This is a genomic window from Streptomyces sp. NPDC001401, assembly GCF_042895385.1.
GTDB lineage: Bacteria > Actinomycetota > Actinomycetes > Streptomycetales > Streptomycetaceae > Streptomyces.
The window spans coordinates 303,987-325,008 of record NZ_JBIAWI010000005.1 but is presented as its reverse complement, the minus strand read 5'-3'; the positions used below and the strand labels follow the sequence as shown (position 1 = coordinate 325,008).

The following is a 21,022-nucleotide window of genomic DNA, read 5'->3' as shown; positions in this document are numbered from 1 at the left end:
CCCGCGGGCCCGTCTCGCGCACGGTCGTCCCGCAAGCCCCGCAGGAGAAGAGAGATGCCCCGGTTCACCGACGGGACCACCGTCGCCAGGACGTCCGCACCACACCGCTCGCTGCGCGAGACGACCCACGCGTACCTGGCCGTCCGTCCCGCGCTGATCAGCGCACACGAGCACGCCGGTGTCGAACTCGTCTACCACCGCAACGACGCCCAGCACACCTACCGTCAGTCCGTGCCCGACCTGATGGCACTGCTCGGTGTGCTCGGCAGGGGACTCCTTCCCGAACCGCCCGGCGCCGTGGGCGCGTTGATCCTGCCGATGCCCTACTACCGCAGGTTCAAGCCTGCGGGCGCCCCGGTCGACCCGGCGAACTGCGGCCGGATCATCCGTGCCCGCAATCGGGAACTGCTCGACGCCTGCGCACGGTTCCGTGCCGACAATCCCCCCTCGGCCGGACTTCCCATGCCCGCCCTGATGGCCGATCCGTTCCGTGACGCAGCGGACTTCGCATCCGACTATGCCGATCGCCTCGGGGAGGTGTTCGCTCTCAAGTGGCACCCGTCGGCGGCCGAAAGCCCCGTGTCCGCCTATGTGGAGCGCGGCTATCTCGCCCTCGCCGCGGATCTCGACGTGCCGACCGTCATGCACTGCGCCCCCGAGGGCCGGCTCGGCGGCCTCGCCGAGATCGCCGAGGCCGCCGTCCCCGCCGCGGTCGCGGAAGGTGCCCGGATCAGCCTGGCCCACCTCGCCTTCGACAGCCCCGCGCTGCCCCTCGTCCTGAACACGCCCGGGGTGTACGCCGACCTCGGGCCGTGGGAGGCGGTGTGCGAGCAGACCGTCGGAGACCCCGGTCCCCTCGGCTCCGACGCCCGGCTCGCCCGGCTCATCGCCGAATGCGGACCGCGGCTGATGGTCTCCTTCGACACGCCGTTGCACCTCCAGCACACGGACGACGGGCGCGTCTTCGGCGCCGACACCGTGCCGGCCATGCGCCGGATCCTCGGCTCACTCGACCTCAGCGGCACCGATCCGCACGCCCTGCTCGCCGGCAACGCCCTGCCCTACCTGTTCGGGACGTCATGACCGGCCGCACGCCCTCGAGTGCCGACCCCACGGAGACGGAACAGCCATGTCCCTGCTGAAGGACCTGCGCGCACTGCCCCGCACCGCCCGGACCCTGCTGCTGCTCGGAGCCCTCAACAACATCGGCTCGGGCCTGGTCATGCCGTTCCTCGCCGTCTACGTCCACCAGGTCAACGGCCTCGGCGTCGACACCGCCATGCACGCCGTGTCGGTGACGGCGACCGCCGTCATCATCGGTGGTCTCAACGCCGGACGCCTCGCCGACCGCATCGGCGCCCGCCGTACAGCGGCGGCGCACATGCTGCTCAGCGCGGTGGGCGTGACCGGATACGCACTGGCCGGCGAGACCTGGCACTTCCTGCTGTCCGCCGCGATCTGGGGCCTTGGCCTGGGCGGTTCCTCGGCCTGGAACACCCTGCTCGCCGCCTCGGTGCCCGCCGAGTCCCACCCGGTGGTCTTCGGCTCCAACTTCACCCTGACCAACGCTGCGCTGGGGATCGGCGGTCTCGTCGGCGGTGCGGTCGCGAGCGCCGCGCACCCGCTGTCGTTCCGGCTGCTCTACGGCGCCAACGCCCTCAGCTACCTCGGGATCGCCCTGGCCATGTTCGCCCTGCGCGGCCTCGGCACCGAAACGCCGGCCGAGGCGGGCGCGCGACGGGATTCCGCGGGGTCGAACGACTACCGGCAGGTCTTCACCAGCGGTCCCTTCCTGCTGGTCCTCGTTCTCGGGCTGGCGTTGTACTTCTCCTCGTACGGGCAGCTCGAGGCGAGCTTCCCCGCCTTCCTGCTGACGAGCACCCACGTGGGGCCGTCCGGGATCGCCGTGCTGTTCGCCGTGAACACCGGGGCGGTCATCTGCTCCCAACTGGTCCTGCACGACCTGATCAAGCGGTGGAAGCACACCCACACCGTCGCCCTGTCCGCCACGGCCTGGTCGGCGAGCTGGCTCCTCGTGCTCGCCGCGACGGCCACGGCCGCGGAATTCCAACTGGCCGTACTCATCGGCGGCATGGCGCTCTTCGCCTGCGCCGAGACGCTGTACGCCGCCGGCATGCCCTCCCTGGTGAACTCCCTGGCCACACCGGCACTGCGCGGGCGCTACAACGCCGCGTACGGCACCGCAACCTCGGCGGGCTTCGTGACCGGGCCGCTGGCCGCGGGCGCCCTGCTGTCCGGCGGCGCGGGAAGCGCCCTCGTCACCGGTCTGGCCGTGCTGTGCGTGCTGGCGGCGCTGGTACTCCTGGCCACGACGGGCCTCCTGATCCGCGCGGCCTCGGCGGCCTCCGCCGACGTCACCGAGAAGGAAGCAGTCCCGGCCCCGGCGGACGGGCCCCAGGAGGCCGTCCGTGGCTGACCGCCGCCTCCCGCCGTCGACACAGCTCCCTCTCCCGGACAAGGCCCGCACGTTCCCGGAGAAGGCCGGCACATTCCCGGAGAAGGCCCGCACGGCCACCCGCACCGACCGCGGGTCCTGTCATACGCGCCATGAACGCCGCCTGCTGTGGGAACTGTCGGACCTGCTGGGGACGGAGCCCGAGGACGCGCCGGCCGTGTTGCGCACCCGGCTCGCGCTGCTGGCCGACGCCCAGGCCGAGGTGGAGCGACTGCACCGGGCCGAGCTGGCCTCGGCCGCCCACGCCCTGGTCGAGAGGGCCCACACCGTCCCGGGTGGTCTGCTGGTCGCGGCCCGCGTCGACAACACGACCGGACGCAAGCTGCGGCAACTGGCCTCTGCCGTGGCCGGCCGGCTCTCCTCCGGCATGGGCCTCGTCGTCCTGTGCACTCTCTACAAGGGCCGGGCACTGCTGGTCTGTGCGATGGGCCACCGGCTGCGCGCACAGGGTGTGGACGCCCGCGACGTGCTCCGCGAGGCCGCGGCCGCGGTCGGCGGCAGTCCCGCGGGCCGGGGAGCCCGGTCGAGCGCTGCCGGACCGCGGACGGACGAGCTGGGCAGGGCGTTGTCGCTGGCCCGTGCGGAGGCTGTGACCCTGTTGCGGCGGAGCGTGGGGTGAGGGCGGGAAGGAGGGCGACGTCCTCAGAGCCAGCCGCGCTGGGCGGCCCGCAGGCCCGCTTCGAACCTGCTACGCGCGTCGAGTCGGTCCATGATGTCCGACATCAGCCGGCGGACACTGCGGACGGAAATGGCCAGCTGCTTGCTGGCGGCCTCGTCTGTCATGCCCTGAGCGAGCAGGCGCAGCAGCTCACGCTCCTGCGGATTGAGCCCCTGATCGTCCGGAAGCTCCGCGGTGCCGAGCGGACGGGCGGCCTCCCAGATGTGCGTGAAAAGCGCCAGAAGGGCGGCCACGAGGCTCTGTTCGCGCAGGACCAGTGCGCCCTTGGCCGAGTTCGCCGGATCGATGGGGAGAACGGCGATCTTGCGGTCCACGAGGATGATGCGCATCGGCAGCACGGGATGCGTGCGCACCTCGCCGCCGCACTCGTTCAGCCAGGCCGCATACCGCCGGGTGGCGGTGTGGTTGCGGACGCTGTCCAGATAGATGGTGCGAATGGTCACCCCGCGCTCGACCATCCTCGCGTCGAGGGCCTGGCTGGCCGCCATGCTCTCCGGGGTGAGGGAGGCTTTCGGAATGACCGCGAGCACTTCGGTCTCGATCTGATTCGACATCTCTTCCAGATACACGCGTACGGAATCGACACCCCGCAGATATTCGATCCTGCTGCCGTCGGAGCTGCCGCGTTCCCTTTCGAACTCCGCCACGATGTCGGACATCGCCACGCGGCATTCGGCCAGTTTCTTCTGATGCTCGAATATGTCTCTCTGCCGTGTGGCTATCAGCTCTCCGAGCGCCACGCTCGGCTTCACCACGACGACGGCACCCGGCTCCTCCCCGGAGGGCCTGATCAGCGAGAAGGCGGCCAGCTCATCGAGTCCGGCCCGGACGTCCGGCTCGCTCAGGCCGGTCTCCTCGACCAGTTCGTCGACGCCCCACAGGGTGCCCCTGACCATCGCCCGATACACCGCTTCGGTTCGCCTGCCCAGTCCCAGTCCGGCGAGCGAGGCCCGTTCGGGCACGTCAAGCCCCAGAGATTGCGTCATTGCACACTTCCTTGCCCCCGACAGAAGACACAACGATACCGACTCGCTGTGACAGCTGCACGACAGCAGCCCCTCGCTCGACAACGCAGGCGAGTAACACCAGTTGGATTTGCCAGCGTTTGAAACGTTGCACGATGAATTCTGAGGTGAATTGACAAAATGGCTCGCGCCATCACGATTTTGCTGGTCGGAGGCTCGGGGCACTGGGCCGGCCGGGAGAACCATGCACCGGCGCTGCTCGAAATGCAGCAGTCCGGATGGCCGGTTCGCACCGCTGCCATCTGCGACCCGCGCAACCCGGAGAAACGCGCCCAGGACGAGGACATGGCACCGCTGCGCGAATTGCTGCAGAAGGACTCACCGGAGTGGATCAACCCCGACGGACTCAGTCGTACAGAACTGGAAACCGTGCTGGACCATGCGCACGCCACTCACCGGTTCTCCTTGGTGATCATCGCCTGCAACCCCGTACACCACCGCGACTACATCCTCTGGGCGGTCTCCCGGGGCATCAGCGTGCTGTGCGACAAGCCCCTGCTGGTCGAGGAGGGCGCCGCGTACGACCCGGAGGCCGCCCGGCGCATCATCGGCGGCTACGAGGAACTCGACCGCGCGCTCACCCGGGCCCGTGCCACGGCGCCGTGCCATCTGGCCATGCCGCTGCGCAGACGGGCCAACGACGTCTACCGGTCGATCGCCTCCGACATCACCGAGATCCAGCAGACGCACGGGCAGGGCATCACCTCGATGCAGCTCATCAAGAACGGAGGTCTCTTCCGGCACCCGGAGGAGTACCTGCTCGGCGATGCGCACGGATACCGCAGCGGCGTCGGAGCGCTCTCCTTCTCCAGCTACCACTACATCGATCTGCTCGCTTGGTACCTGGAGTTGGCGCCCGGAGAGGCGACCGCCGTACGCGTGACCAACCCGTACGTGCGCAGGGTCGGAGACTTTCTGCGGACCCGTCAGGCAACCGCGCTCGCCGACCTGATCGACGGCCCCGGAGCCACCCGGATCCCCGAGCTGCCGCCGCAGGTGCTGGCTGCCGAGGCCGACTTCGTCTTCCATCTCGAACTCCGGGCGGAGGACGGCCACAAGGCCGGACTCGTGACCTACGCCTGCCACTCCAACACCTATTCCCACCGCACCGTGGGCCTCCAGGAGTTCGACCGCACCAACCGGCAGCCGTTCCGGGAAAAGGGAAGGATGTCCCAGTTCACCCTGGACATCAATCAGGGCAGCATCCAGCACATAGGCGTCTTCAAGAACGACGTCGTCGGCGAGGACTACCGGATCCGGGTGCAACGGCGCCGGAACCCGGTCGTGACCGGCGAACCCTACGCCGAGGACGTGTTCCACAACGCCCACGCGGGAAGCTCTGTGACCCCGCAGGACGTCCTGCGCGCGATGGTGCGCCTGGCCAGCGGTGAAGCCGCCCCCACACAGGTCGCCGACCGGATCTCCTTCTTCGAGGACCAGCGGCTCAGCCACCACCTGTTCGGCACGTTCTACGAACTCATCGCCATGGACGCCGAAGGGGCGAAAGCCACCGAACGCGTCGTCGAGTTGGCCGGGTGACCAGCACTCCTGTCGGTCGGCGAGGACTCGTCGCGGCGCTGCTGGCGGTGATGTTCCTCGCCGCCATGGACAGCGCGGTGACGGCCACGGCCGCCCCGCAGATCGTGGCCGACCTTAACGGCGGATCAGCCTTCAGCTGGCTCCTGGCCGGATACGTCCTCGCCGCGACCTTTTCCGTACCCCTGTACGGCAAGCTGGCCGACACCCATGGACGGCGGCCCGTGCTCGTCGGCGGGACCCTCCTGTTCCTGGCGGGCTCCGCGCTGTGCGCGGCCGGCTGGAGCATGACGAGTCTCGTCGCCTTCCGCTTCGTCCAGGGGCTGGGAGCCGGCGCGATCCAGGGGACCGTGCAGACGGTCGCGGGCGATCTGTACCAGCCGCACGAGCGCGGCCGCATCCAGGCAGCGCTCGCCTCGGTCTGGAGCGTCGCCGCCCTGGCGGGTCCCGCCCTGGGCGGTGCGATGGCCCAGTACGGCCACTGGCGGGGGATCTTCCTGCTCAACATCCCCCTCGGCCTGGTCGCGGTGTGGCTGCTGTCCCGCAACTTCCCCGCGGAGGACGTCCGGGGCGGCACGAGCGGCCCGGTGGACTGGCGCGGCGCCCTCAGCCTCCTGCTGACCTGCGCCACGCTCATGACGCTGTTGGTCCAGGGCGGTACCGCGTGGCCCTGGATCTCCGCCCGAAGCGCGGCACTGCTGGCCCTCTTCCTGTCCTTGGCCCTGACCACCGCACGGATCGAACGGCGCGCTGCCCAGCCGGTCATGCCCGGCTGGGTGTGGCAGCGACGCGAACTGGCCGTCCCGAGTCTCGTCCTGGGCCTGCTCGGCGCGATCATGACGGCGCCGCTGCTTCTGCTGCCCGTCTACGCCCAAGCGGTGCTGGGACTCGGCCCGGCGGCCGCCGCGGCGGTACTGGCCGGAATGACCTTCGGCTGGCCGACGGCGGCGGTCTTCAGCAGCCGCCTGTACCTGCGCGTCGGTTTCCGCGAGGCCGCACTGACCGGCGCGACCGTGGTGACCGCCGCCCTGCTGGCCACGGTGTCCCTCACCGCCACGCACGCGCCCGCCCTGCCGTACGCCGCGGCTTCGACCCTGCTCGGCATCGGCTTCGGCCTGCTCCAGCCGGCCCTGCTCGTGGGTGTCCAGGCGACCGTGGGCTGGGACGGCCGGGGCGCCGCGACGGCGAACCTCATGTTCTGCCGCGAGACGGGCCAGAGCCTGGGCGCGGCTCTGTTCGGGGCCCTTTTCAACGCCGCCGGCAACCAGGGCATCGCGGTGGCCACGCACTGCACGACCACCTGCGAGGAACACGTCACCGCGGGCCTCCGGTACACGTATGTCGCGGGCACCGCTTTCGCCGCCGCCATGGTGCTCCTGCTGTTGGCGATGCCGGTCCGAGGCCGCGGTGAACCGACCGGGGCTGCTGCTGTGCGCCGTCGTTGATGTCAGGTGTGGATGTCAGGCGGGCCGAGGCACGATGCTCACCGCGCGGTATTCGTACCCGTCCTGCTCGAAGCCGGGGGCTTCCCATTCGAGCTCTACTTGCTGTCCGGGCGACAGGCTTCGGAAGCCGGCCATCCGGATGTCGGAGAAGTGACCAAAACACCCACCGGGCGTCTCAGGGCAGTCGAGTACACCCCACCCTTCCTCGTCGCGCCACTCACGGACGGTCGCAGCCACCATGCGGGGCAGCCTACGGGTCCCACCATCGTCATTGACGCCGGGCCGCCCGACCCGGCGGCCCTTCGGTGCGACGGCGCAGTGCGTCCGACAGCTTGGCGAGCTGCCGTACGTCCGCGTCCAGGCCCTGTGCCTGTGGTACCGCCACGGCGACTGCGTTGTACGGCGGTTCCCCGCCTTCCGCCTGGGTTTTGAGCGCGGCACACAACCGGTCTGCAAGGAGGTCGGCAGAGGACTCGGAGAGGTCCGTGACCGTCGCCTCGGCCGGCCCGAGATAGGGGCTGATGCGTACCAGCCCGTCGCGGCACTCGATGGCGCGGCGATAGTAGTGGCGGTCGACCGCGCTCGGCCGGCGCAGAAGGTCCCATGGTCTGGCGCGGTTCTGGTGGAGAGCGTCCTGCGGGTATGCCTCGTGCAGCAGGCTCCACAGCGGATGCAGGCGGTGGTACATGCGGCGTCGTTGTCGGCGCAGGCGCATGACCGAGAGACGGGCGCGGGCCGCCGGGTAGCCGGCTCCGATGAGGAACAGCGGGATCGCCACGGCGATGATGTGGCCGGAGATCTCGGTGACCGCCGGGGCGACCGCGCCTCCGTGCCAGCGGATCACGGTCAGTGCCGCTCGGATCGCGCTCGCCGCGGCTATGCCCGAGAGGGCGGAGGCCATCAGCCACAGGCCGACGGACAGGGGGCGCTGTGACGCTCGCGCATAACGACAGGTCCAGCGCAGGGCCGTGGTCAGGGCGTAGACCAGATACAGATCGGCCAGGAGGTAGAAGGCCGCCAAGGCGGAGACGCGCATATCGACGTTGTCATAGCTGCCGCCCGTGTCGTGTCCGGCGGCGAAGATCGTGGCCAGCGAGGTCCCCAGAAGAGTGAGTCCCAGGGGGAGCGTTTCCCAACGGGCGCGTATGCGCCCTCTCCGCGGATCCGTCGCGGAGTACAGGTAGAAGCACATCAGCCAGAAGACCATCGCGAACGCGAAGGCGTTCTGCACCAGCCGCGGCGCTCCGGGCCCGCCGACGGAGCGGATCACCTTCGCGGCGGGCGGCAGCGCGAGTCCGAAGGAAGCGGCTGCGCTCGCCAGACACAGGGTCACGGCACGCAACGAAGCGTCCTGCGGGGACGCCACGATCTGGCGGATCTTCCAGCCCAGGATCAGGACGAACACCGTACCGACGACGACTGCCAGCACGATCACTGCCAGCCCTGCCGATCGCCGAGTGCGGACTGGACGCGATCGACCGACGGGTCCACGGACGAGGACGAGCCGACATGGTCCAGTACGGAGGCCCATTCGAGGATGATGGTGGCGACCAACTCGGCCTCGCGTTCGTGCTCCTCGTCGTACGAGGTGCGCCAGAGAGTCTTCTTGGTGACCTCGGCGGAGATGTCGGGCAGCAGCTGCTGCCAGATTTCGTTGCCGGAGACCGTGCTCCGGTGGTCCGCCATGATGTGCCCGACCTCGTGCAGGATGATGTGGTCCTGGTGGACCTTGCTCGTCTCGCGCTGATAGAGGATGTAGTCCGCCGAGCCCGTCGCGATCCAGACGCCGAACGGGCCGGGGACGGGCAGCGGATGAGGCACGAGACGAATGGGCCGTCCGCGGCGCTCTCCCAGGCGCCGGCACAGTACGTCCACCCGCAACGGCGTCTCGATGCCGAGGGATTGAAGCTCCAGTCTGCAGCGCCGACGCAGCTTGCGCTCGTTCAAAACCGTCCTCTCGTATGTCCGACCTCCGCGCCGCCGATCGGGCAGCACGAGGTCAGGTGGGGGTAACCAGAGGGAATCTCCGGGCAGTTCACGGCTCCGCGTGGTTCACGGCCGTCCCGTGGTGCCCGTGATCAGCATCCGTGTCAGCGGCTGCTTCTGTGCGCGTTTTTACGTGTGTGTCGTCTACCTCACGTACGCGACCGGCTTCGCTCGGGTCATGGCGTGTCCTGCTGCTCCGCCTCCGCCTGTTCAAGGCGGTAGACGACATCGAGGAGGTCCATGACCTGTTTGCGGCGCTCGGCGGAGAGCTGGCCCGCCCGCATCGCCATCAGCCTGACGTCGCCCTCCGGCGAGGAATCGGCCAGGCGCGCCTGGGCCTCGGCCAGCACATTCAGTTGTTCGGCGACACGGTTGCCCGTTTCCGTGTCGAGGAAGTAGGCGGTGGGCACGCCGAAAAAACCGGCCAGTGCTTCCAGGTGCTTGAGCGTCGGGTTGGTCTTGATGCCTTTACGCAGCTGCCAGATGTAGCTCTGGGAGATGGTGACGCCGGTGCCCCGGATGGCGGCCGCGACCTGCTCGTTGCTGTACTCGTGGCCCACGTCGGGCCGTACGTTCGCAAAGAGCTCGTTGAGTTTGTCCGCAAGACTGCGGTCCGCCCCGTCGGCCACGGCGCCTCCCCGCGCTCTTCCACTGTGGTGAATGGGGACAGAGTGTAGCGATGACATACCAGTTGAACCAGGCCAACCTGTGGTCTAGGGTCTTGACGCACGACGATCTCAACTGTGGTGAAAGCCCGGACCGTTGAACTTTGTACCTGAGTCGACGGACGACCACCGGGCCGGAGCCATCAGTTGGCTCCACTCACGGGGGAGAGGATGCTGTGATGTCGGTGACGGGGGAGATCGCTGAGGGAGCGGTCGATCCGGCAATACCGAAAGAAATCGGGGGAGTTCTCGACCGGACAGTGGAGCGGGTGCCCATCCGTCTGCTGGCAGGTGCGAGTTCGCCTCGCACAACGGGCGCGGACGACCGGCACGCACGGGCGCTCGCCGAACTGGACGTACCCCTGCCGCCCGTCGTCGTGCACCGCCCGACGAAGCGGGTGCTCGACGGGGTGCACCGGATCAGGGCGGCGGAACTGCGGGGGGAGAGTGACGTCGAGGTCCGCTACTTCGACGGCGGCGAGGAGGAAGCCTTCCTGCTCGCTGTCCAGCTCAACTCGGCGCACGGCAAACCGCTGTCGTTCGACGACAGGACCGCTGCCGCGCGGCGTATCATCGCCTCGCACCCGCACTGGTCGGACCGGCGCATCGCCTCGGTGACCTGCCTGTCGGCCAAGACTGTTGGGGCCCTCCGGGGGTGTTCGACCGAAGACGGGCCGCAGTCGAACAAGCGGGTGGGTCTCGACGGCCGTGCACGACCGCTGCATCCGGCCGAAGGGCGCCTGCTCGCAGGCGAGTTACTGGCGCAGGACCCAAACCTTTCCCTGCGCGAGCTCGCCCGGCGTGCGGGGATGTCCGTGGCGACGGCGAGCGACGTACGTCAACGCTTCTTGCAGGGCCGGGAGTTGTTGCCGCCCAGGCTGCGGGGCGGTGGACCGGCGGAGAGCGGAACGACCAAGCCTCGCGGTCACGATGGCGGCGACGGTTCGAGGGGCGCGGGCGCTCCCGGCGGTCTGAGCGGCACCGGCGGCTTTGGCGGCGCGGGCCGCCCTCAAAGCCCCGCCCTGCTCGAAAGCCTGCGGCGCGATCCCTCCGTACGGAACTCCGAATCGGGGCGCAGGTTCCTTCAGCTGCTCAGCATTCACCCGACGGGCCCCTCTGGATGGCAGAAGCTCGTGCGTGACGTACCGGCACACCGCGCCGATGTCGTCGCGCGTATCGCACGGGATTACGCGGAGGCCTGGCTCCATGTTGCGCGCGCATTGGAAAGCAATTCCTGACGGCATCTGCAATAACCCCCGTGTCCCCAGCTCTGGTTGAGCGTTCCTTGCCGTCGAAAAGCTGCCCGAATAGCCTTCTGAATCGCTTGAGGATTCCTCAGCTCCCGTAAGGCCACGGGAATTCTGGGAAATCCCTTCAACGAACAGGGGAAGCTCCATCATGAGATTCAAGAAGCCGCTGATCGGTGCCGTGCTCGCTGCCACCATGGTGGCCGGCGTCGCAGGCACCGCGTCGGCGCACACCCAGGCGCCGCACACCGCCCCGGTCGCCGCGGCCAAGGCGGAGCAGGGCTACTCGGACAACGACGTGGTCGCCTTCCTGGTCTTCGGCCAGGGCAAGGCTGCCAAGGACCACCCGGAGCTGGCCCAGCAGATTCGCAGCCGTCGCTCCGACGCCTCGGTGACGCCCAAGCAGCTGTCGTACCTGATGGCCAAGCTGCACCAGGCCGACCCGGAGTTCCACACCAGGGTGACGGAGGCCGTCCAGGCCAAGGACCCGTTCGTGGTGCAGCAGGGCATGGTGGCGCTGAACGACGACCTCAAGGCGGCCATCGCCTCGGACAGCAAGGCCAAGACCCTCAACAGCTCCGTCATCGCGCGCCCCAACGGCTGGGTGTGGACCAAGTCCAACATCGTGACCGTGGCGAATGTCGCGGCCGGCATCAACGTCGCCGCGGGCACCAACGTCGCTGCGGGCGCGGAGGTCGTCGTGGTGGTCGTGATAGCCCCGGCTGCGGCCAGCTACGGCTTCGACCTGAAGCAGTCGGACCAGCTCGACGAGAACGACTTCGTCGCGGCGGTCGCTTCCGCACTCTGATTTCTCTGAGGGGGTGGCCTGCCGCGACCGCGGCGCGGCAGGCCACCCCCGCACAGGCGCATCAGCACGGCCGGAGCGTTCCGTCCGTTACAGGGGGAAAGGAAAACCGCGCATGTCGACGCCTGTCGCAAGGCGGCAGCTGTACATCTTCGCGACCACGCTGGCGGTCATGGTCGCCTATCTTCTCGTCGCGCTCTTCTACACGCTGCCGAGCAACGCGCTCAGCAGCCGCCATTCAAAAGGCGCACGCCAGTACTTCAATGAGGTCACCCCGCAGGTCTGGGCCTTCTTCACCAAGGATCCCGAGGGCGTCCAGATCGGCACGTACGCCTTCGACGGAAAGCACTCCAAGAATCTTCTGAAGACCCCGCAGGGCAGCCCTTCGAATCTTTTCGGACTTGACCGTACCCAGCGCGCCCAGGGTCCCGAGATCGCCTACATCAATACCTCGGTGACCCAATGGCAGCCGTGCGCGGGCAATCTGGAGATCTGCCTGCACGAAGCGGCCGCGCGCCCCGCCGAGAAGGTCAAGAACCGCAACCCCGTGCGGACCGTGTGCGGGGACTCCTTCATCACTCAGGAACGCGTCGTGCCCTGGTCGTACCGGAACCTGGTGCCGTACGACCGGCGCGTCACCAGAATCGCCCACCTGGACGTCTCATGCTCATAGCCGCCCGTGCATCCCTGTCCGGACTTGTCGAAGAGCAGTCCGCTCGGCTTCAACTCCGGCTCTCCACCTTCGACTTCCGCTCGCGCTGGTTCGGGGTGGGACGCTCACTGATCTGCTTCGCCGAGCTGACGGTGGTCCTCATCACCCCGTCGAAGGCGCTGCTCACCCCGGTTCTGACCGTCAGCGACGGCGCCCGCTGCGGGGGAGTGCGCGCCGCGTCCGCGTACTGCCTGGTGGGCGGTACCTCCCATGCGGAGTACGCCCGTTGGATCCTGGTCGCCGCGCTTCTCGTGGCCGCCGTCGGATACCGGCCGCGCTGGACGGCGATCCCGCAGCTGTGGGCCATCTACTCGATCGCGGTGAGTATCACCGTGCCCGACGGCGGCGAATCCGTGGGCATGATCATGTCTCTCCTCATGCTGCCGATTCTCCTGACGGACGACCGGACTTGGCAGTGGAGACCGCCGGCGAAGCCGCTGCGACCGTCCGCGCACGCGATCGCCTACGCCGCCTTCTGGGCGGTCAGACTGCAGCTGGCATACATCTATCTCGACACCGCCATCAGCAAGTTCGGAGTCGCCGACTGGGCCAACGGGACGGCGGAGTACTACTTCCTGCGCGACAACATGTTCGGCGTCGCGGCGCCCTGGGACGGGCCGCTGCTCGCGCTGTCCAAGTACCCCCTGATCGTCGTCGGCATGACCTGGGGCGCGCTCGTCGTCGAACTCCTCATCGCCGTCTGCATCCTGGGCTCCGACCGCTGGCGCAAGGTGGGCCTGGTGCTCGACATCCTGCTGCACGGCTCGATCATCCTGCTGATGGGCCTGTGGAGCTTCGCTCTCGTCATGATCGGCTGCTCGGTCGTCGCATCCATGCCGCTGCTGCGTACGCCGCCGGCCGAGACGCCCGGCGGACAACTCCCCACCGCGCAACCTCCAGTTGAAAAAGGCACCAATGACAGCCCCGTTGACGACTCGGATGACCACTCAGTTGGCCACTCATCGGCAGTGCTACGTTGAATCGGTGGCCAAGCTGGAAGTGCTGAATGTGTCCGCGGGTTACCGGGGACGGCCGGTGCTCCGGGATGTCAATCTCGAATACGGCGCGGGAATTCACGTACTGCTCGGCCCGAACGGCGCCGGGAAGACAACGGCGTTCCGTGTGCTCGCCGGGATTCTCGCGCCCTTCGAGGGCACCGTCCTGGTGGACGGCGCCGACCCGCACACACACACGGAGACCAAGTCCCTGATCGCCCTCGCCACTCACCGCTCGGCGCTCGCACCACGCCTGAGCGTCGTGGACAACCTGCGGTACTGGGCACGCGTCCTGGGTCTGCCGCCCAGGCCGTCGGAGGAGCGGATCGCGGAGGTCCTGGACCTGCTCGGTCTCACCGACCTTGCTGACCGCCGGATCGGCAGCCTCAGCCGCGGCCAGAACCAGCGAGCGGGCCTGGCGAAAGCGTTCCTGGGACGCCCGCCGATCCTTCTCCTGGACGAGCCGATGTCGGGACTGGACCCGACGACGACCGCTCAACTCACCGAGTACCTACGAGGGTTGGCGAACCAGGGGCATACGGTCGTCGTCTCCACACACGCCCTGGCCGACGCCAACCGCTTCGCCGACGACGTGACAGTGCTGCAGAAGGGACGCATCGTGGGCCGAGGCGAGCCGGCCGCCCTGCGCACCGCCCTGCTGGGCAGCGCCTACCGGCTGCGCGTCCGAGGCTCCGGCGACGTGCCGACGGTCCTCGACCGGCTGGGCCTGCGGTACGAGGAGCAGCAGGGTGCCGTGGTCGTGGAGGTGCCCGACGAGCGGGCGGCGGAGGTGCTGGTCGCCGACCTGGTGAGGGAAGGCATCGGCGTACGAGAGGTAGTACCCGCCCGCAACCCGCTGGAGGACGTCTACCAGCAGCTGCAGACGGAAGTGCCGGCACCCGCGGACGGAAGGCGCATCCCGTGACGCGACGAGGCGTTCCCTTCGACGTGACCCGGGCCAGGATCCTGGCGTCCGCGCTGTTGTGGCGGATGAGACGGGAACGGCTGCGGAACTTCGCCACGGTGTTCCTGCCGTTCGTGCTGACGGTCGCCTCCGTGATCGTCCTGCCTCTCCTGTCCGACGACGCGGACATGAACGGCGCGGCCAGCAGCGCCCGGCTCGGCGCGCAGTACGGGGCGCACGGGGACACCGTCGCGGCCGGGTTGCTGCTCATCCTGATGCCTGGCGTCATCGCCCTGCACGGAACGGTCGGCGCGGGTCTCGCGGTGCGCAACGTGGTCGGTGCGGAGGCCGGGGTCGGCGCCCTTGAGGCGATGCTCGGTGCCCCGTACAACCCGGCGAGCATCGCGGGTGGACTGCTCGGCTACGTACTCGTCGTCACGACGGCCCAGTGGGCGGTGATGAGCGCACTCGGCGCCCTCGCTCTCGCCCTGTCCGGTGCCCTGCACCACGACAGCCTCACACCGGACGCCGGCTATCTGACACTCGCCCTCCTGCTCCCGCTCCTGGCCACCTGGGCGGGCGCGGCCCTCGCCCTGCTGCTCAACCTCCTCTTCCCACGCCTTTCCCAGCCCGGCGCCGGCGCCCTGGCGGGCAACGGCGGCGGCCTGGTCAGCCTGGCCGCGATGCTGCCCGGCTTCGGTGCCCTCCTGGCGATGTCCATCGCCCTGGACCCGCTGGGCCCGACAAGGCTGCTGTTGTACGCGGGCGGGGTGACCGTACTGATCACGGCGGGCAGCCTGATCGGCATCGCGAGGGGCTTCCGCCCGGAGTCGGTGCTGTCGTCGTCGGCGTGAGAGAAGGCCGACGCAAGGCACCCGCTGGACGCAACCAGTCACCAACCAGTCAACTAGGCAAGAAATTCGGTGATGTTCATGGCGATGGTGAAGGTCCTGGTCGACATCCGTCCCTCCCCGGTGGCGCTCCCCTTCCACCGCGCCTTCACACGACCAGTCGTGGAGATCGACGGCGTCGAGTGGCCCGCGAGATGGGGCACGACGGAGATCCCGGTCGATGCGGGAGCTCACGAGATAGCCGTGTTCTTCCGCTACAAGGGCCAGCGCGCGGCCCGACTCGGCGTGGGCGCCGACGAGTTGACCGTGCACGACGCCCCAGGCACACAGCCGCGGGTGACGGCCCGCCTCGGCGCACGCAACGGCAGCGGCTTCAAGGTCAGGTCCGCCTGAGGAGCCAAGGAGGTGCACATGCCCCGTAAGTCGATCGTGCAGTGCGCGGCGGGACACCTCTATACGGCCACGTGGATACCGTTCGTCGGCTTCAAGTCCCTGCGCCTCACCCCGTCCACGCGCTACGCCCGCTGCCCGGTGGGCAAGCACTGGGCGGTGGTAAGCAGGCCCGACCGGTCGACCCTCACCGAGGAGCAGCTCGCCGCGGCGCGGTCGCACGACGCGGGCTGGATGTAGGCCCCACGCAGCCGAAGCCTGCGGCTTCACGAAGTCGGAGTTCCTGTGTTCGCGGCAGCGGGGAGCCCTCCCGGCGTCTCGGCGTCGGGAGGGCTCCCCGTCGGGTAGCACCCCTTGTCAGCCGCAGGGCAGCTCGAGGTTGTACGTGCGGTAGCCGGAGCCCGCGCACTCGGTGGGGTTTCCTTCGACCACTCCGCCCGGACCGCCGCTGCCGGAACTGCTGCCGTCCAGCACGTCCTGGCCCTCACGGGTCACGGTGCAGGTGAAATCGAACGCGCAGGGGTGCTTGGCGTTGGCGTAGTACCAGGCTGCTCCCCAGCAGGGTCTGACCGGCTTCGCCTTGACGATGATCGCCTGTGACCTCGTCTTCCTCGACAAGGAACTCGGCAAGGCCGTCTCCATGGCGCGCGAGCCGGCCGTACGGCTGAGCCGGTGGGCCCGGAAGGCGCAGCAGCGCACCGAGCACGCCCGCGAAGGGGCGCTCACTGAGGAGTCCGTATAAGGGAGTCCGTACAACAGAGGGGCCTCGGGCGTCTGCACAGAGGGGTTCGTACAGCCTCCCTGCGCCCTTGGCCGAAAAAACGGCGCATCAGCGTCGGGTGCCAGGCAAGCTCTCAGTTTCACCGGGTCGACCAAGGAGACCGACAGGACATGGAAGAAACCCCGCCTCCTCACCCCGCCGAGGACGGCGCCACGGTGGGACTGTTCTGGGTCTCGGCGGACGGCGTGTACGTGGGAGCCCCGGCAACAGCACCGGCCCCCAACATGGTGCTCACGACAGCGGGGCCCCGCGTCACCGGTCCGCACCCACGGGAGTGGACATGGTCCGACCTCGCCGGCCTGGAGATCACCGAAGTCCCGACCCGCTCCGCTCCGCAACGCTGGGCGACCCACGCCGCGAGCTTCGTCGCAGCAGCTCTGGACGCCTGGGTGCCGAGCAGCCCGACCGAGATGACCGTCTCCGTCATCGCGCCCGACGGCACCTACCGGACGCCGGTCTACTCCAGCGCCGCCGTCGCCTACTCCCCGCGCGAGGTCGCTCTCTCACGGCGGTTGCTCAGCGACTTCACCCAGGGCACCGCCACGCCCGCCGTCATGACCGAATGGTGGGAACAGACCCGGCCGACCAAGATCCTGCGGTCGCGCGAGCGGGAGGCCGTGCTTGAACTCTGGCTCACACGCGCCTGACTGGCTCTTCAGGGGCGCCCCATGCCTGCCCCGGCCCTGGCCCTGGCCCACGAACCCTGCACAGGAGGACAAGCCCGTGCGCAAAGACCTCTCGGCAGCCGTCGGTTCCGACGCGCCCACGCTCGCCTTCGACGGCGACTGCGGTTTCTGCCAGGCGACCATTACCCGTCTGCAACGCCATGCCAGGCCACGGATGCGGGCCACGCCGTGGCGTGCCCTGCCCGACCACGTCACCCGGCCGCACCGGGAACGCCTCGACCGAGAAGTCCTCGTCCTCCGCGGGGCCCACGTGGGCGATTCCGGAGCGCAGGCGCTTGGCGCCTACCTCGCGTCGTCACCCCGTTTCCGATACCGAGCCACGGCACTGCTCCTGCGCGCGCCCGTCATCAGGCAGGCCGCTCGACTCGTCTATCGCCAGGTAGCCATCCACCGGCACCGCATGCCTGGAGGCACGGCGGCATGCGCGCTGCCCCGGACGCACGACTGAAGGCCAACATGATCCGAGTTCCCATCTGCATACTCAGCAGCTTCGAGCCGCCACGGGTACACAACGGCCACAGCCTGGACCTGTTCGTGCAGATCGGCTCCCTGACCAAAACGGACATCTGGAGTGTCTGTGAGCGCAGGATTCGCCTGTGGTTCACGGCTAGGGACACGGCTACCTCAAAGGTTCTGATGAACTTCTGAGTGTCCCGTCGGACCCTACCGATCATGCTCGCCCACGCCGCGGCCGTGGCACGCAGAGGATGGGCGCACGCTCGACGTCCTGCGCCGCGAGCCGGGTCTCGCAACTCGCGTTGTCGTCCACCGACGACAGCGAGCAATCCACCCCGGACGCACGCCCCGAATCCCGGCTGATCGTCACTATCGCTGGGAGTTCGTGTGGTCCCAAGCTGGAGGCAGGAACAGACCAGTCCGCGCAGGGCCAGCCCGATCGCCTGGGTGTCGATGCCGCAGGAGCAGTCCAGGACACTGTGCGGTTCCGGTCCCAGACGCGGGCGGACGAGCTCGTCCAGCGCCGCCGTCGGCGCCTCATGCTCGCGTCCCAGGCCGGGAAGATCAGGTGGTGGTCGGGGGCCAGGTCGTCGTAGAAGTCCCTCGTCGAGTCAGGGGCCATGCGTGCCACGGTAGTGCGTGGCGCCGGTTGTTCACTCGTCGCGGCCCAGGCCGGCCTCGCGGGCGCGGAGCGCGGCGGCGGTCCTGTCGTGCACCTGGAGCTTCAACAGGATCGCCGAGACGTGGTTGCGGACCGTCTTGTCGGAGAGGCTCAGGCGGCGGGCGATCTCCCGGTTGCCGCAGCCGGCCGCCAGCAGGTCCAGGACGTCGCGTTCGCGGTCGGTGAGGAGGGGGAACGCCCGCATCGCGCAGTCGGCCGCGCTGCGGGAGGTGAAGAACTCGGCGATACGGCGGGCCACGGACCCTCCGTAGGCGGCGCCGCCCGCGGCGACCTGGACCACGGCGGCGACGATCTCGCCCTGGTCGGCTCCTTTGACCAGGTAGCCGCTCGCCCCCGCGCGCAGGGCCGCGAAGACGCTGTCGTCGCCGTCGTGCATCGTGAGGGCCAGCACGCCGGTGCCCGGGCTGTGCTGCCGTATGGCCCGGATGGCGTGGATGCCGTCGGTGCCCGGCATGGACAGGTCGGTGATCACGACGTCGGGAGTGTGCAGCCGTACGGCGTCGAGGAGTTCCGCCCCGTCCGCCGCCTCGGCGAGGACCTGGACGCCGGGGTCGCTGTCGAGGGCGGCCCGCAGTCCGAGCCGGTACATGGGGTGGTCGTCGGCGACGACCACGCGGATCGGTGGCCGCTCGGGTGTCATGACCGCTCCTTGAGGGGGAGATGTGCGGTGACCGCCGTTCCGCCGAGGCGGCCGGGCGAGTCCACGAGGAGTGTCCCGCCGTGCGACGCGACACGGGCCCTCATGCTGTCGAGGCCCACTCCGGTGCCGGCCGGGGGCGGGTCCGGGCGGTGCCGCAGACCCCGGCCGTCGTCTTCCACCTGGATGGTCAACTCACCGTCGGTAAAGGTGAGTTCGACGAGTGCCCGGGTGGCTGCCGCATGCCGCACCACGTTGGTCAGCGCCTCGCACGCGATCCGGTACGCCGTCGTCTCCACGTCCGGGGGAAGCCGGGCCGGCCCGGCCGGGCCCGTCACCCGGACCGGCAGATCCGGTGCGAACGACCGCGCGCGTTCACGCAACGCACCGAGCAGGTCCAGGCGGTCGAGGGTTCCCGGGCGCAGGTCCTGGATGATGCGCCGGACCTCGGCGCCGGACGCGTCGGCCTCGGCCCGGGCCGCCTCCACCATGCGCCGGGTCGTCGCGCCTTCGCCGGTGTCGAGGGAGTCCGCGGCGACCTGGAGCGCCAGGGCGATTCCCATGAGGGCGGGGCCGAGGCCGTCGTGCAGGTCCCTGCGGAAGCGGTCGCGCTCGGCGCGGGTGGCGTCGATGACCCGGTCGCGCTCCGCCGCCAGCTCCTGGGCGAGGGCATCGGCCCGTACGGCGGCGGCCATCGAGGGGGCGAGGGCGTGGAGCACCTTCAAGTCGGCCGCCGTGTACGGCTCCTGGGTCGTCCGGTCGGCGATCCGCAGCGTGCCGACCGACGTTCCGGACAGTCGCAGCGGGACATCGGTGGCGGGTGCGGAACGGGTCGACCGCGCGCCGCATCGGGCGAGCAACTCGCCGTCCACACCCAGGAGTTCGGCGCCGGGGGCCCGTACGGCCTCTGCGGTGGCGGTGAGCACCGCGGTGAGCACGCCCCCGTCGGCCTCCTCGGCGCCGGTCGCGAGCCGGTCGCCGACGCGGGCCAGCGCCCGCAGGGGGTCGCGGCGGTCGCCGTACACGAAGCGGTCCACGGCTCGCTGCAGCCGGTCCCGCAGCGGGGCAAGCCCCACAGCGACCAGCGCCGCCGCCACCACGCCCGGCAGGACACCTTGCCCGAGGGTGGCGCCGGCGAGCGCGGTGGTGCCGAGGTAGGCGGCGACGACGGCCGCCGTCAGGGTGCCGTACACCAGCCAGCGGCGCAGGACGAGATCGATGCCGAGCAGCCGGTGGCGCAGCACGCCGACGCCTATGGCCACCGGCAGCAGCATGCTGAGGGCGTTGGAGACGATCCGGTCGGTGAAGAACGTGGTGATGCCGATCGGCGGCAGGACGGCCACCAGCCAGGCCAGTTGCTGCCGCTGCGGCGGCCGGGAGCGGGCCAGGCGGACACCCGTGTCGGCCCAGATGGCGAGCGTCGAGAGCGCAAGGAGCAGAAAACCCGCTCCGAACGCCATGGATCGCAGGGCGGCCGGGGCGTACAGAGGCGGGTCGCCGTGCGCGACCATGTCGTCGTAGAAGGACGGGGCGAAGACACCGGCGACCACCACCAGCGTGAGCGCGGCCGTCGCCGTCCACGCGAGCACTCGCGCACGGCGTCCCGACGGCCGGCCCTGCGGATACAGCACCAGCAGCACGCTGTACGGCAGTAGCCAGGCGGGCAGCCACAGCGTGCTGAACAACTGGGCGGCCAGGCGGGCGGCGGGCCATGCCGGGTCGGCCACCGAGGCGCCGTACGCGCCGTACGCCTGGAACAGAGCGGTGAGCGCGAGCAGGAGACTCACGGCGGTCAGTAGCCGTCCGACGGCGTTTCCGGGGCGCAGGGTGGTGAGGGCGGCTCCAGTGACGGCCCAACTGACGGCGGAGAGCGTGATGCTCAGGGTGTCGCGCCCGAACTCGCCGGTGTGCGCGAGCAGTCCGTGGTCCGGGAGGTACGCGATGAACGTGCCGCCGGCTCCCGCGAGCGCGGTGACGGCGGCCGGGGCCCAGGCGAGGGCCTGGTCGTGGCGCTGTCGCGCGGTGTTCTCGGCCATGGCCACCACACCTCCGTGCCCGACCGCG

The 21,022-nt window shown here is 69.7% G+C and carries 24 protein-coding genes; 16 read left to right on the top strand and 8 right to left on the bottom strand.

Annotated elements, in window-relative coordinates; translation table 11 throughout:
• Window positions 1-54: 54 nt before the first annotated feature.
• The 3 genes from ACFY10_RS19900 to ACFY10_RS19890 are packed head-to-tail and all read left to right on the top strand — an operon-like array spanning window position 55 to window position 3,095.
• Window positions 55-1,083, top strand: a complete 1,029-nt coding sequence (locus ACFY10_RS19900; protein WP_390666455.1) for a hypothetical protein — start codon at window positions 55-57, stop codon at window positions 1,081-1,083.
• Window positions 1,084-1,129: 46 nt separating this feature from the next.
• Window positions 1,130-2,437, top strand: a complete 1,308-nt coding sequence (locus ACFY10_RS19895) for an MFS transporter (RefSeq protein WP_390666454.1) — start codon at window positions 1,130-1,132, stop codon at window positions 2,435-2,437.
• Window positions 2,430-3,095 (top strand): DHHA1 domain-containing protein, encoded by a 666-nt coding sequence (locus ACFY10_RS19890; RefSeq protein ID WP_390666453.1) that lies wholly within the window; start codon window positions 2,430-2,432, stop codon window positions 3,093-3,095. The genes ACFY10_RS19895 and ACFY10_RS19890 overlap by 8 nt, the downstream gene beginning before the upstream one ends.
• 23 nt (window positions 3,096-3,118) lie before the next feature.
• Here ACFY10_RS19890 and ACFY10_RS19885 read toward each other — a convergent pair whose 3' ends face one another.
• Entirely contained in the window at window positions 3,119-4,225 is a 1,107-nt protein-coding gene (locus ACFY10_RS19885) for a LuxR C-terminal-related transcriptional regulator (protein ID WP_390666452.1), read from the bottom strand.
• A 75-nt stretch (window positions 4,226-4,300) separates the two neighbouring features.
• Here ACFY10_RS19885 and ACFY10_RS19880 point away from each other — a divergent pair, with 75 nt between their 5' ends.
• Both ACFY10_RS19880 and ACFY10_RS19875 read left to right on the top strand, forming a co-directional pair.
• Window positions 4,301-5,719, top strand: a complete 1,419-nt coding sequence (locus ACFY10_RS19880) for a Gfo/Idh/MocA family oxidoreductase (RefSeq protein WP_390666451.1) — start codon at window positions 4,301-4,303, stop codon at window positions 5,717-5,719.
• The gene (locus ACFY10_RS19875; protein WP_390666450.1) at window positions 5,716-7,161 is read left to right on the top strand and encodes an MFS transporter; all 1,446 of its coding nucleotides are present in this window, start codon (window positions 5,716-5,718) and stop codon (window positions 7,159-7,161) included. Before ACFY10_RS19880 ends, ACFY10_RS19875 begins: the two co-directional genes overlap by 4 nt.
• A 15-nt stretch (window positions 7,162-7,176) precedes the next feature.
• Here the strand turns inward: ACFY10_RS19875 and ACFY10_RS19870 are convergent, their stop codons facing one another.
• The 4 genes from ACFY10_RS19870 to ACFY10_RS19855 form a co-directional block, all read right to left on the bottom strand.
• Complete coding sequence (locus ACFY10_RS19870) at window positions 7,177-7,401, bottom strand: cold-shock protein (protein ID WP_390666449.1); 225 nt, start codon at window positions 7,399-7,401, stop codon at window positions 7,177-7,179.
• Window positions 7,402-7,429: 28 nt separating this feature from the next.
• A complete protein-coding gene (locus ACFY10_RS19865; protein ID WP_390666448.1) occupies window positions 7,430-8,596 on the bottom strand; it encodes an MAB_1171c family putative transporter in 1,167 nt (388 codons plus the stop codon).
• Complete coding sequence (locus ACFY10_RS19860; protein ID WP_390666447.1) at window positions 8,593-8,982, bottom strand: hypothetical protein; 390 nt, start codon at window positions 8,980-8,982, stop codon at window positions 8,593-8,595. Before ACFY10_RS19860 ends, ACFY10_RS19865 begins: the two co-directional genes overlap by 4 nt.
• A 341-nt stretch (window positions 8,983-9,323) precedes the next feature.
• Entirely contained in the window at window positions 9,324-9,776 is a 453-nt protein-coding gene (locus tag ACFY10_RS19855; RefSeq protein WP_390666446.1) for a helix-turn-helix domain-containing protein, read from the bottom strand.
• A gap of 305 nt (window positions 9,777-10,081) precedes the next feature.
• On the opposite strand from ACFY10_RS19855, the gene ACFY10_RS19850 reads away from it, so the two are divergent.
• The 8 genes from ACFY10_RS19850 (at window position 10,082) to ACFY10_RS19815 (ending at window position 15,956) form a co-directional block, all read left to right on the top strand.
• Window positions 10,082-11,050 (top strand): ParB/RepB/Spo0J family partition protein, encoded by a 969-nt coding sequence (locus tag ACFY10_RS19850; protein WP_390666445.1) that lies wholly within the window; start codon window positions 10,082-10,084, stop codon window positions 11,048-11,050.
• Between the two features lie 160 nt (window positions 11,051-11,210).
• A complete protein-coding gene (locus ACFY10_RS19845) occupies window positions 11,211-11,867 on the top strand; it encodes a sporulation delaying protein family toxin (RefSeq protein ID WP_390666444.1) in 657 nt (218 codons plus the stop codon).
• A gap of 112 nt (window positions 11,868-11,979) precedes the next feature.
• Complete coding sequence (locus tag ACFY10_RS19840) at window positions 11,980-12,537, top strand: SdpA family antimicrobial peptide system protein (RefSeq protein ID WP_390666443.1); 558 nt, start codon at window positions 11,980-11,982, stop codon at window positions 12,535-12,537.
• Window positions 12,528-13,556: a sporulation-delaying protein SdpB family protein gene (locus ACFY10_RS19835; protein WP_390666442.1), complete on the top strand. Its 1,029-nt coding sequence runs from the start codon at window positions 12,528-12,530 to the stop codon at window positions 13,554-13,556. The genes ACFY10_RS19840 and ACFY10_RS19835 overlap by 10 nt, the downstream gene beginning before the upstream one ends.
• Window positions 13,557-13,560: 4 nt before the next feature.
• Window positions 13,561-14,496: an ABC transporter ATP-binding protein gene (locus ACFY10_RS19830; RefSeq protein ID WP_390666441.1), complete on the top strand. Its 936-nt coding sequence runs from the start codon at window positions 13,561-13,563 to the stop codon at window positions 14,494-14,496.
• Window positions 14,493-15,329: a hypothetical protein gene (locus ACFY10_RS19825; RefSeq protein ID WP_390666440.1), complete on the top strand. Its 837-nt coding sequence runs from the start codon at window positions 14,493-14,495 to the stop codon at window positions 15,327-15,329. The genes ACFY10_RS19830 and ACFY10_RS19825 overlap by 4 nt, the downstream gene beginning before the upstream one ends.
• 78 nt (window positions 15,330-15,407) lie before the next feature.
• Window positions 15,408-15,719 (top strand): hypothetical protein, encoded by a 312-nt coding sequence (locus ACFY10_RS19820; RefSeq protein WP_390666439.1) that lies wholly within the window; start codon window positions 15,408-15,410, stop codon window positions 15,717-15,719.
• A gap of 18 nt (window positions 15,720-15,737) precedes the next feature.
• Window positions 15,738-15,956: a hypothetical protein gene (locus ACFY10_RS19815; RefSeq protein ID WP_390666438.1), complete on the top strand. Its 219-nt coding sequence runs from the start codon at window positions 15,738-15,740 to the stop codon at window positions 15,954-15,956.
• A gap of 117 nt (window positions 15,957-16,073) precedes the next feature.
• On the opposite strand, the gene ACFY10_RS19810 is transcribed toward ACFY10_RS19815, so the two are convergent.
• Window positions 16,074-16,211, bottom strand: coding sequence for a hypothetical protein (locus tag ACFY10_RS19810; RefSeq protein WP_390666437.1), 138 nt, complete (start codon window positions 16,209-16,211; stop codon window positions 16,074-16,076).
• 91 nt (window positions 16,212-16,302) lie between these two features.
• Here ACFY10_RS19810 and ACFY10_RS19805 point away from each other — a divergent pair, with 91 nt between their 5' ends.
• From ACFY10_RS19805 to ACFY10_RS19795, 3 genes are all read left to right on the top strand, one after another.
• Complete coding sequence (locus ACFY10_RS19805; protein ID WP_390666436.1) at window positions 16,303-16,458, top strand: hypothetical protein; 156 nt, start codon at window positions 16,303-16,305, stop codon at window positions 16,456-16,458.
• A gap of 149 nt (window positions 16,459-16,607) precedes the next feature.
• On the top strand, window positions 16,608-17,144 hold the full coding sequence (locus ACFY10_RS19800; RefSeq protein WP_390666435.1) for a hypothetical protein: 537 nt from the start codon (window positions 16,608-16,610) through the stop codon (window positions 17,142-17,144).
• 76 nt (window positions 17,145-17,220) lie between these two features.
• Window positions 17,221-17,631: a thiol-disulfide oxidoreductase DCC family protein gene (locus tag ACFY10_RS19795; RefSeq protein WP_390666434.1), complete on the top strand. Its 411-nt coding sequence runs from the start codon at window positions 17,221-17,223 to the stop codon at window positions 17,629-17,631.
• Window positions 17,632-18,292: 661 nt separating this feature from the next.
• Here ACFY10_RS19795 and ACFY10_RS19790 read toward each other — a convergent pair.
• Together ACFY10_RS19790 and ACFY10_RS19785 are read right to left on the bottom strand one after the other, a co-directional pair.
• On the bottom strand, window positions 18,293-18,961 hold the full coding sequence (locus ACFY10_RS19790; RefSeq protein WP_390666433.1) for a response regulator: 669 nt from the start codon (window positions 18,959-18,961) through the stop codon (window positions 18,293-18,295).
• Window positions 18,958-20,994, bottom strand: coding sequence for a sensor histidine kinase (locus ACFY10_RS19785; protein WP_390666432.1), 2,037 nt, complete (start codon window positions 20,992-20,994; stop codon window positions 18,958-18,960). The genes ACFY10_RS19790 and ACFY10_RS19785 overlap by 4 nt, the downstream gene beginning before the upstream one ends.
• Window positions 20,995-21,022 lie beyond the last annotated feature (28 nt).

What these genes read in the sequence shown, in the direction of transcription:
- ACFY10_RS19900 (WP_390666455.1), top strand. Translation starts at nt 55, where the DNA reads ATGCCCCGGTTCACCGACGGGACCACCGTCGCCAGGACGTCCGCACCA.
- ACFY10_RS19895 (WP_390666454.1), top strand. Translation starts at nt 1,130, where the DNA reads ATGTCCCTGCTGAAGGACCTGCGCGCACTGCCCCGCACCGCCCGGACC.
- ACFY10_RS19880 (WP_390666451.1), top strand. Translation starts at nt 4,301, where the DNA reads ATGGCTCGCGCCATCACGATTTTGCTGGTCGGAGGCTCGGGGCACTGG.
- ACFY10_RS19870 (WP_390666449.1), bottom strand. Translation starts at nt 7,401, where the DNA reads ATGGTGGCTGCGACCGTCCGTGAGTGGCGCGACGAGGAAGGGTGGGGT.
- ACFY10_RS19845 (WP_390666444.1), top strand. Translation starts at nt 11,211, where the DNA reads ATGAGATTCAAGAAGCCGCTGATCGGTGCCGTGCTCGCTGCCACCATG.
- ACFY10_RS19840 (WP_390666443.1), top strand. Translation starts at nt 11,980, where the DNA reads ATGTCGACGCCTGTCGCAAGGCGGCAGCTGTACATCTTCGCGACCACG.
- ACFY10_RS19835 (WP_390666442.1), top strand. Translation starts at nt 12,528, where the DNA reads ATGCTCATAGCCGCCCGTGCATCCCTGTCCGGACTTGTCGAAGAGCAG.
- ACFY10_RS19820 (WP_390666439.1), top strand. Translation starts at nt 15,408, where the DNA reads ATGGCGATGGTGAAGGTCCTGGTCGACATCCGTCCCTCCCCGGTGGCG.
- ACFY10_RS19815 (WP_390666438.1), top strand. Translation starts at nt 15,738, where the DNA reads ATGCCCCGTAAGTCGATCGTGCAGTGCGCGGCGGGACACCTCTATACG.
- ACFY10_RS19805 (WP_390666436.1), top strand. Translation starts at nt 16,303, where the DNA reads ATGATCGCCTGTGACCTCGTCTTCCTCGACAAGGAACTCGGCAAGGCC.
- ACFY10_RS19800 (WP_390666435.1), top strand. Translation starts at nt 16,608, where the DNA reads ATGGAAGAAACCCCGCCTCCTCACCCCGCCGAGGACGGCGCCACGGTG.
- ACFY10_RS19790 (WP_390666433.1), bottom strand. Translation starts at nt 18,961, where the DNA reads ATGACACCCGAGCGGCCACCGATCCGCGTGGTCGTCGCCGACGACCAC.
- ACFY10_RS19785 (WP_390666432.1), bottom strand. Translation starts at nt 20,994, where the DNA reads ATGGCCGAGAACACCGCGCGACAGCGCCACGACCAGGCCCTCGCCTGG.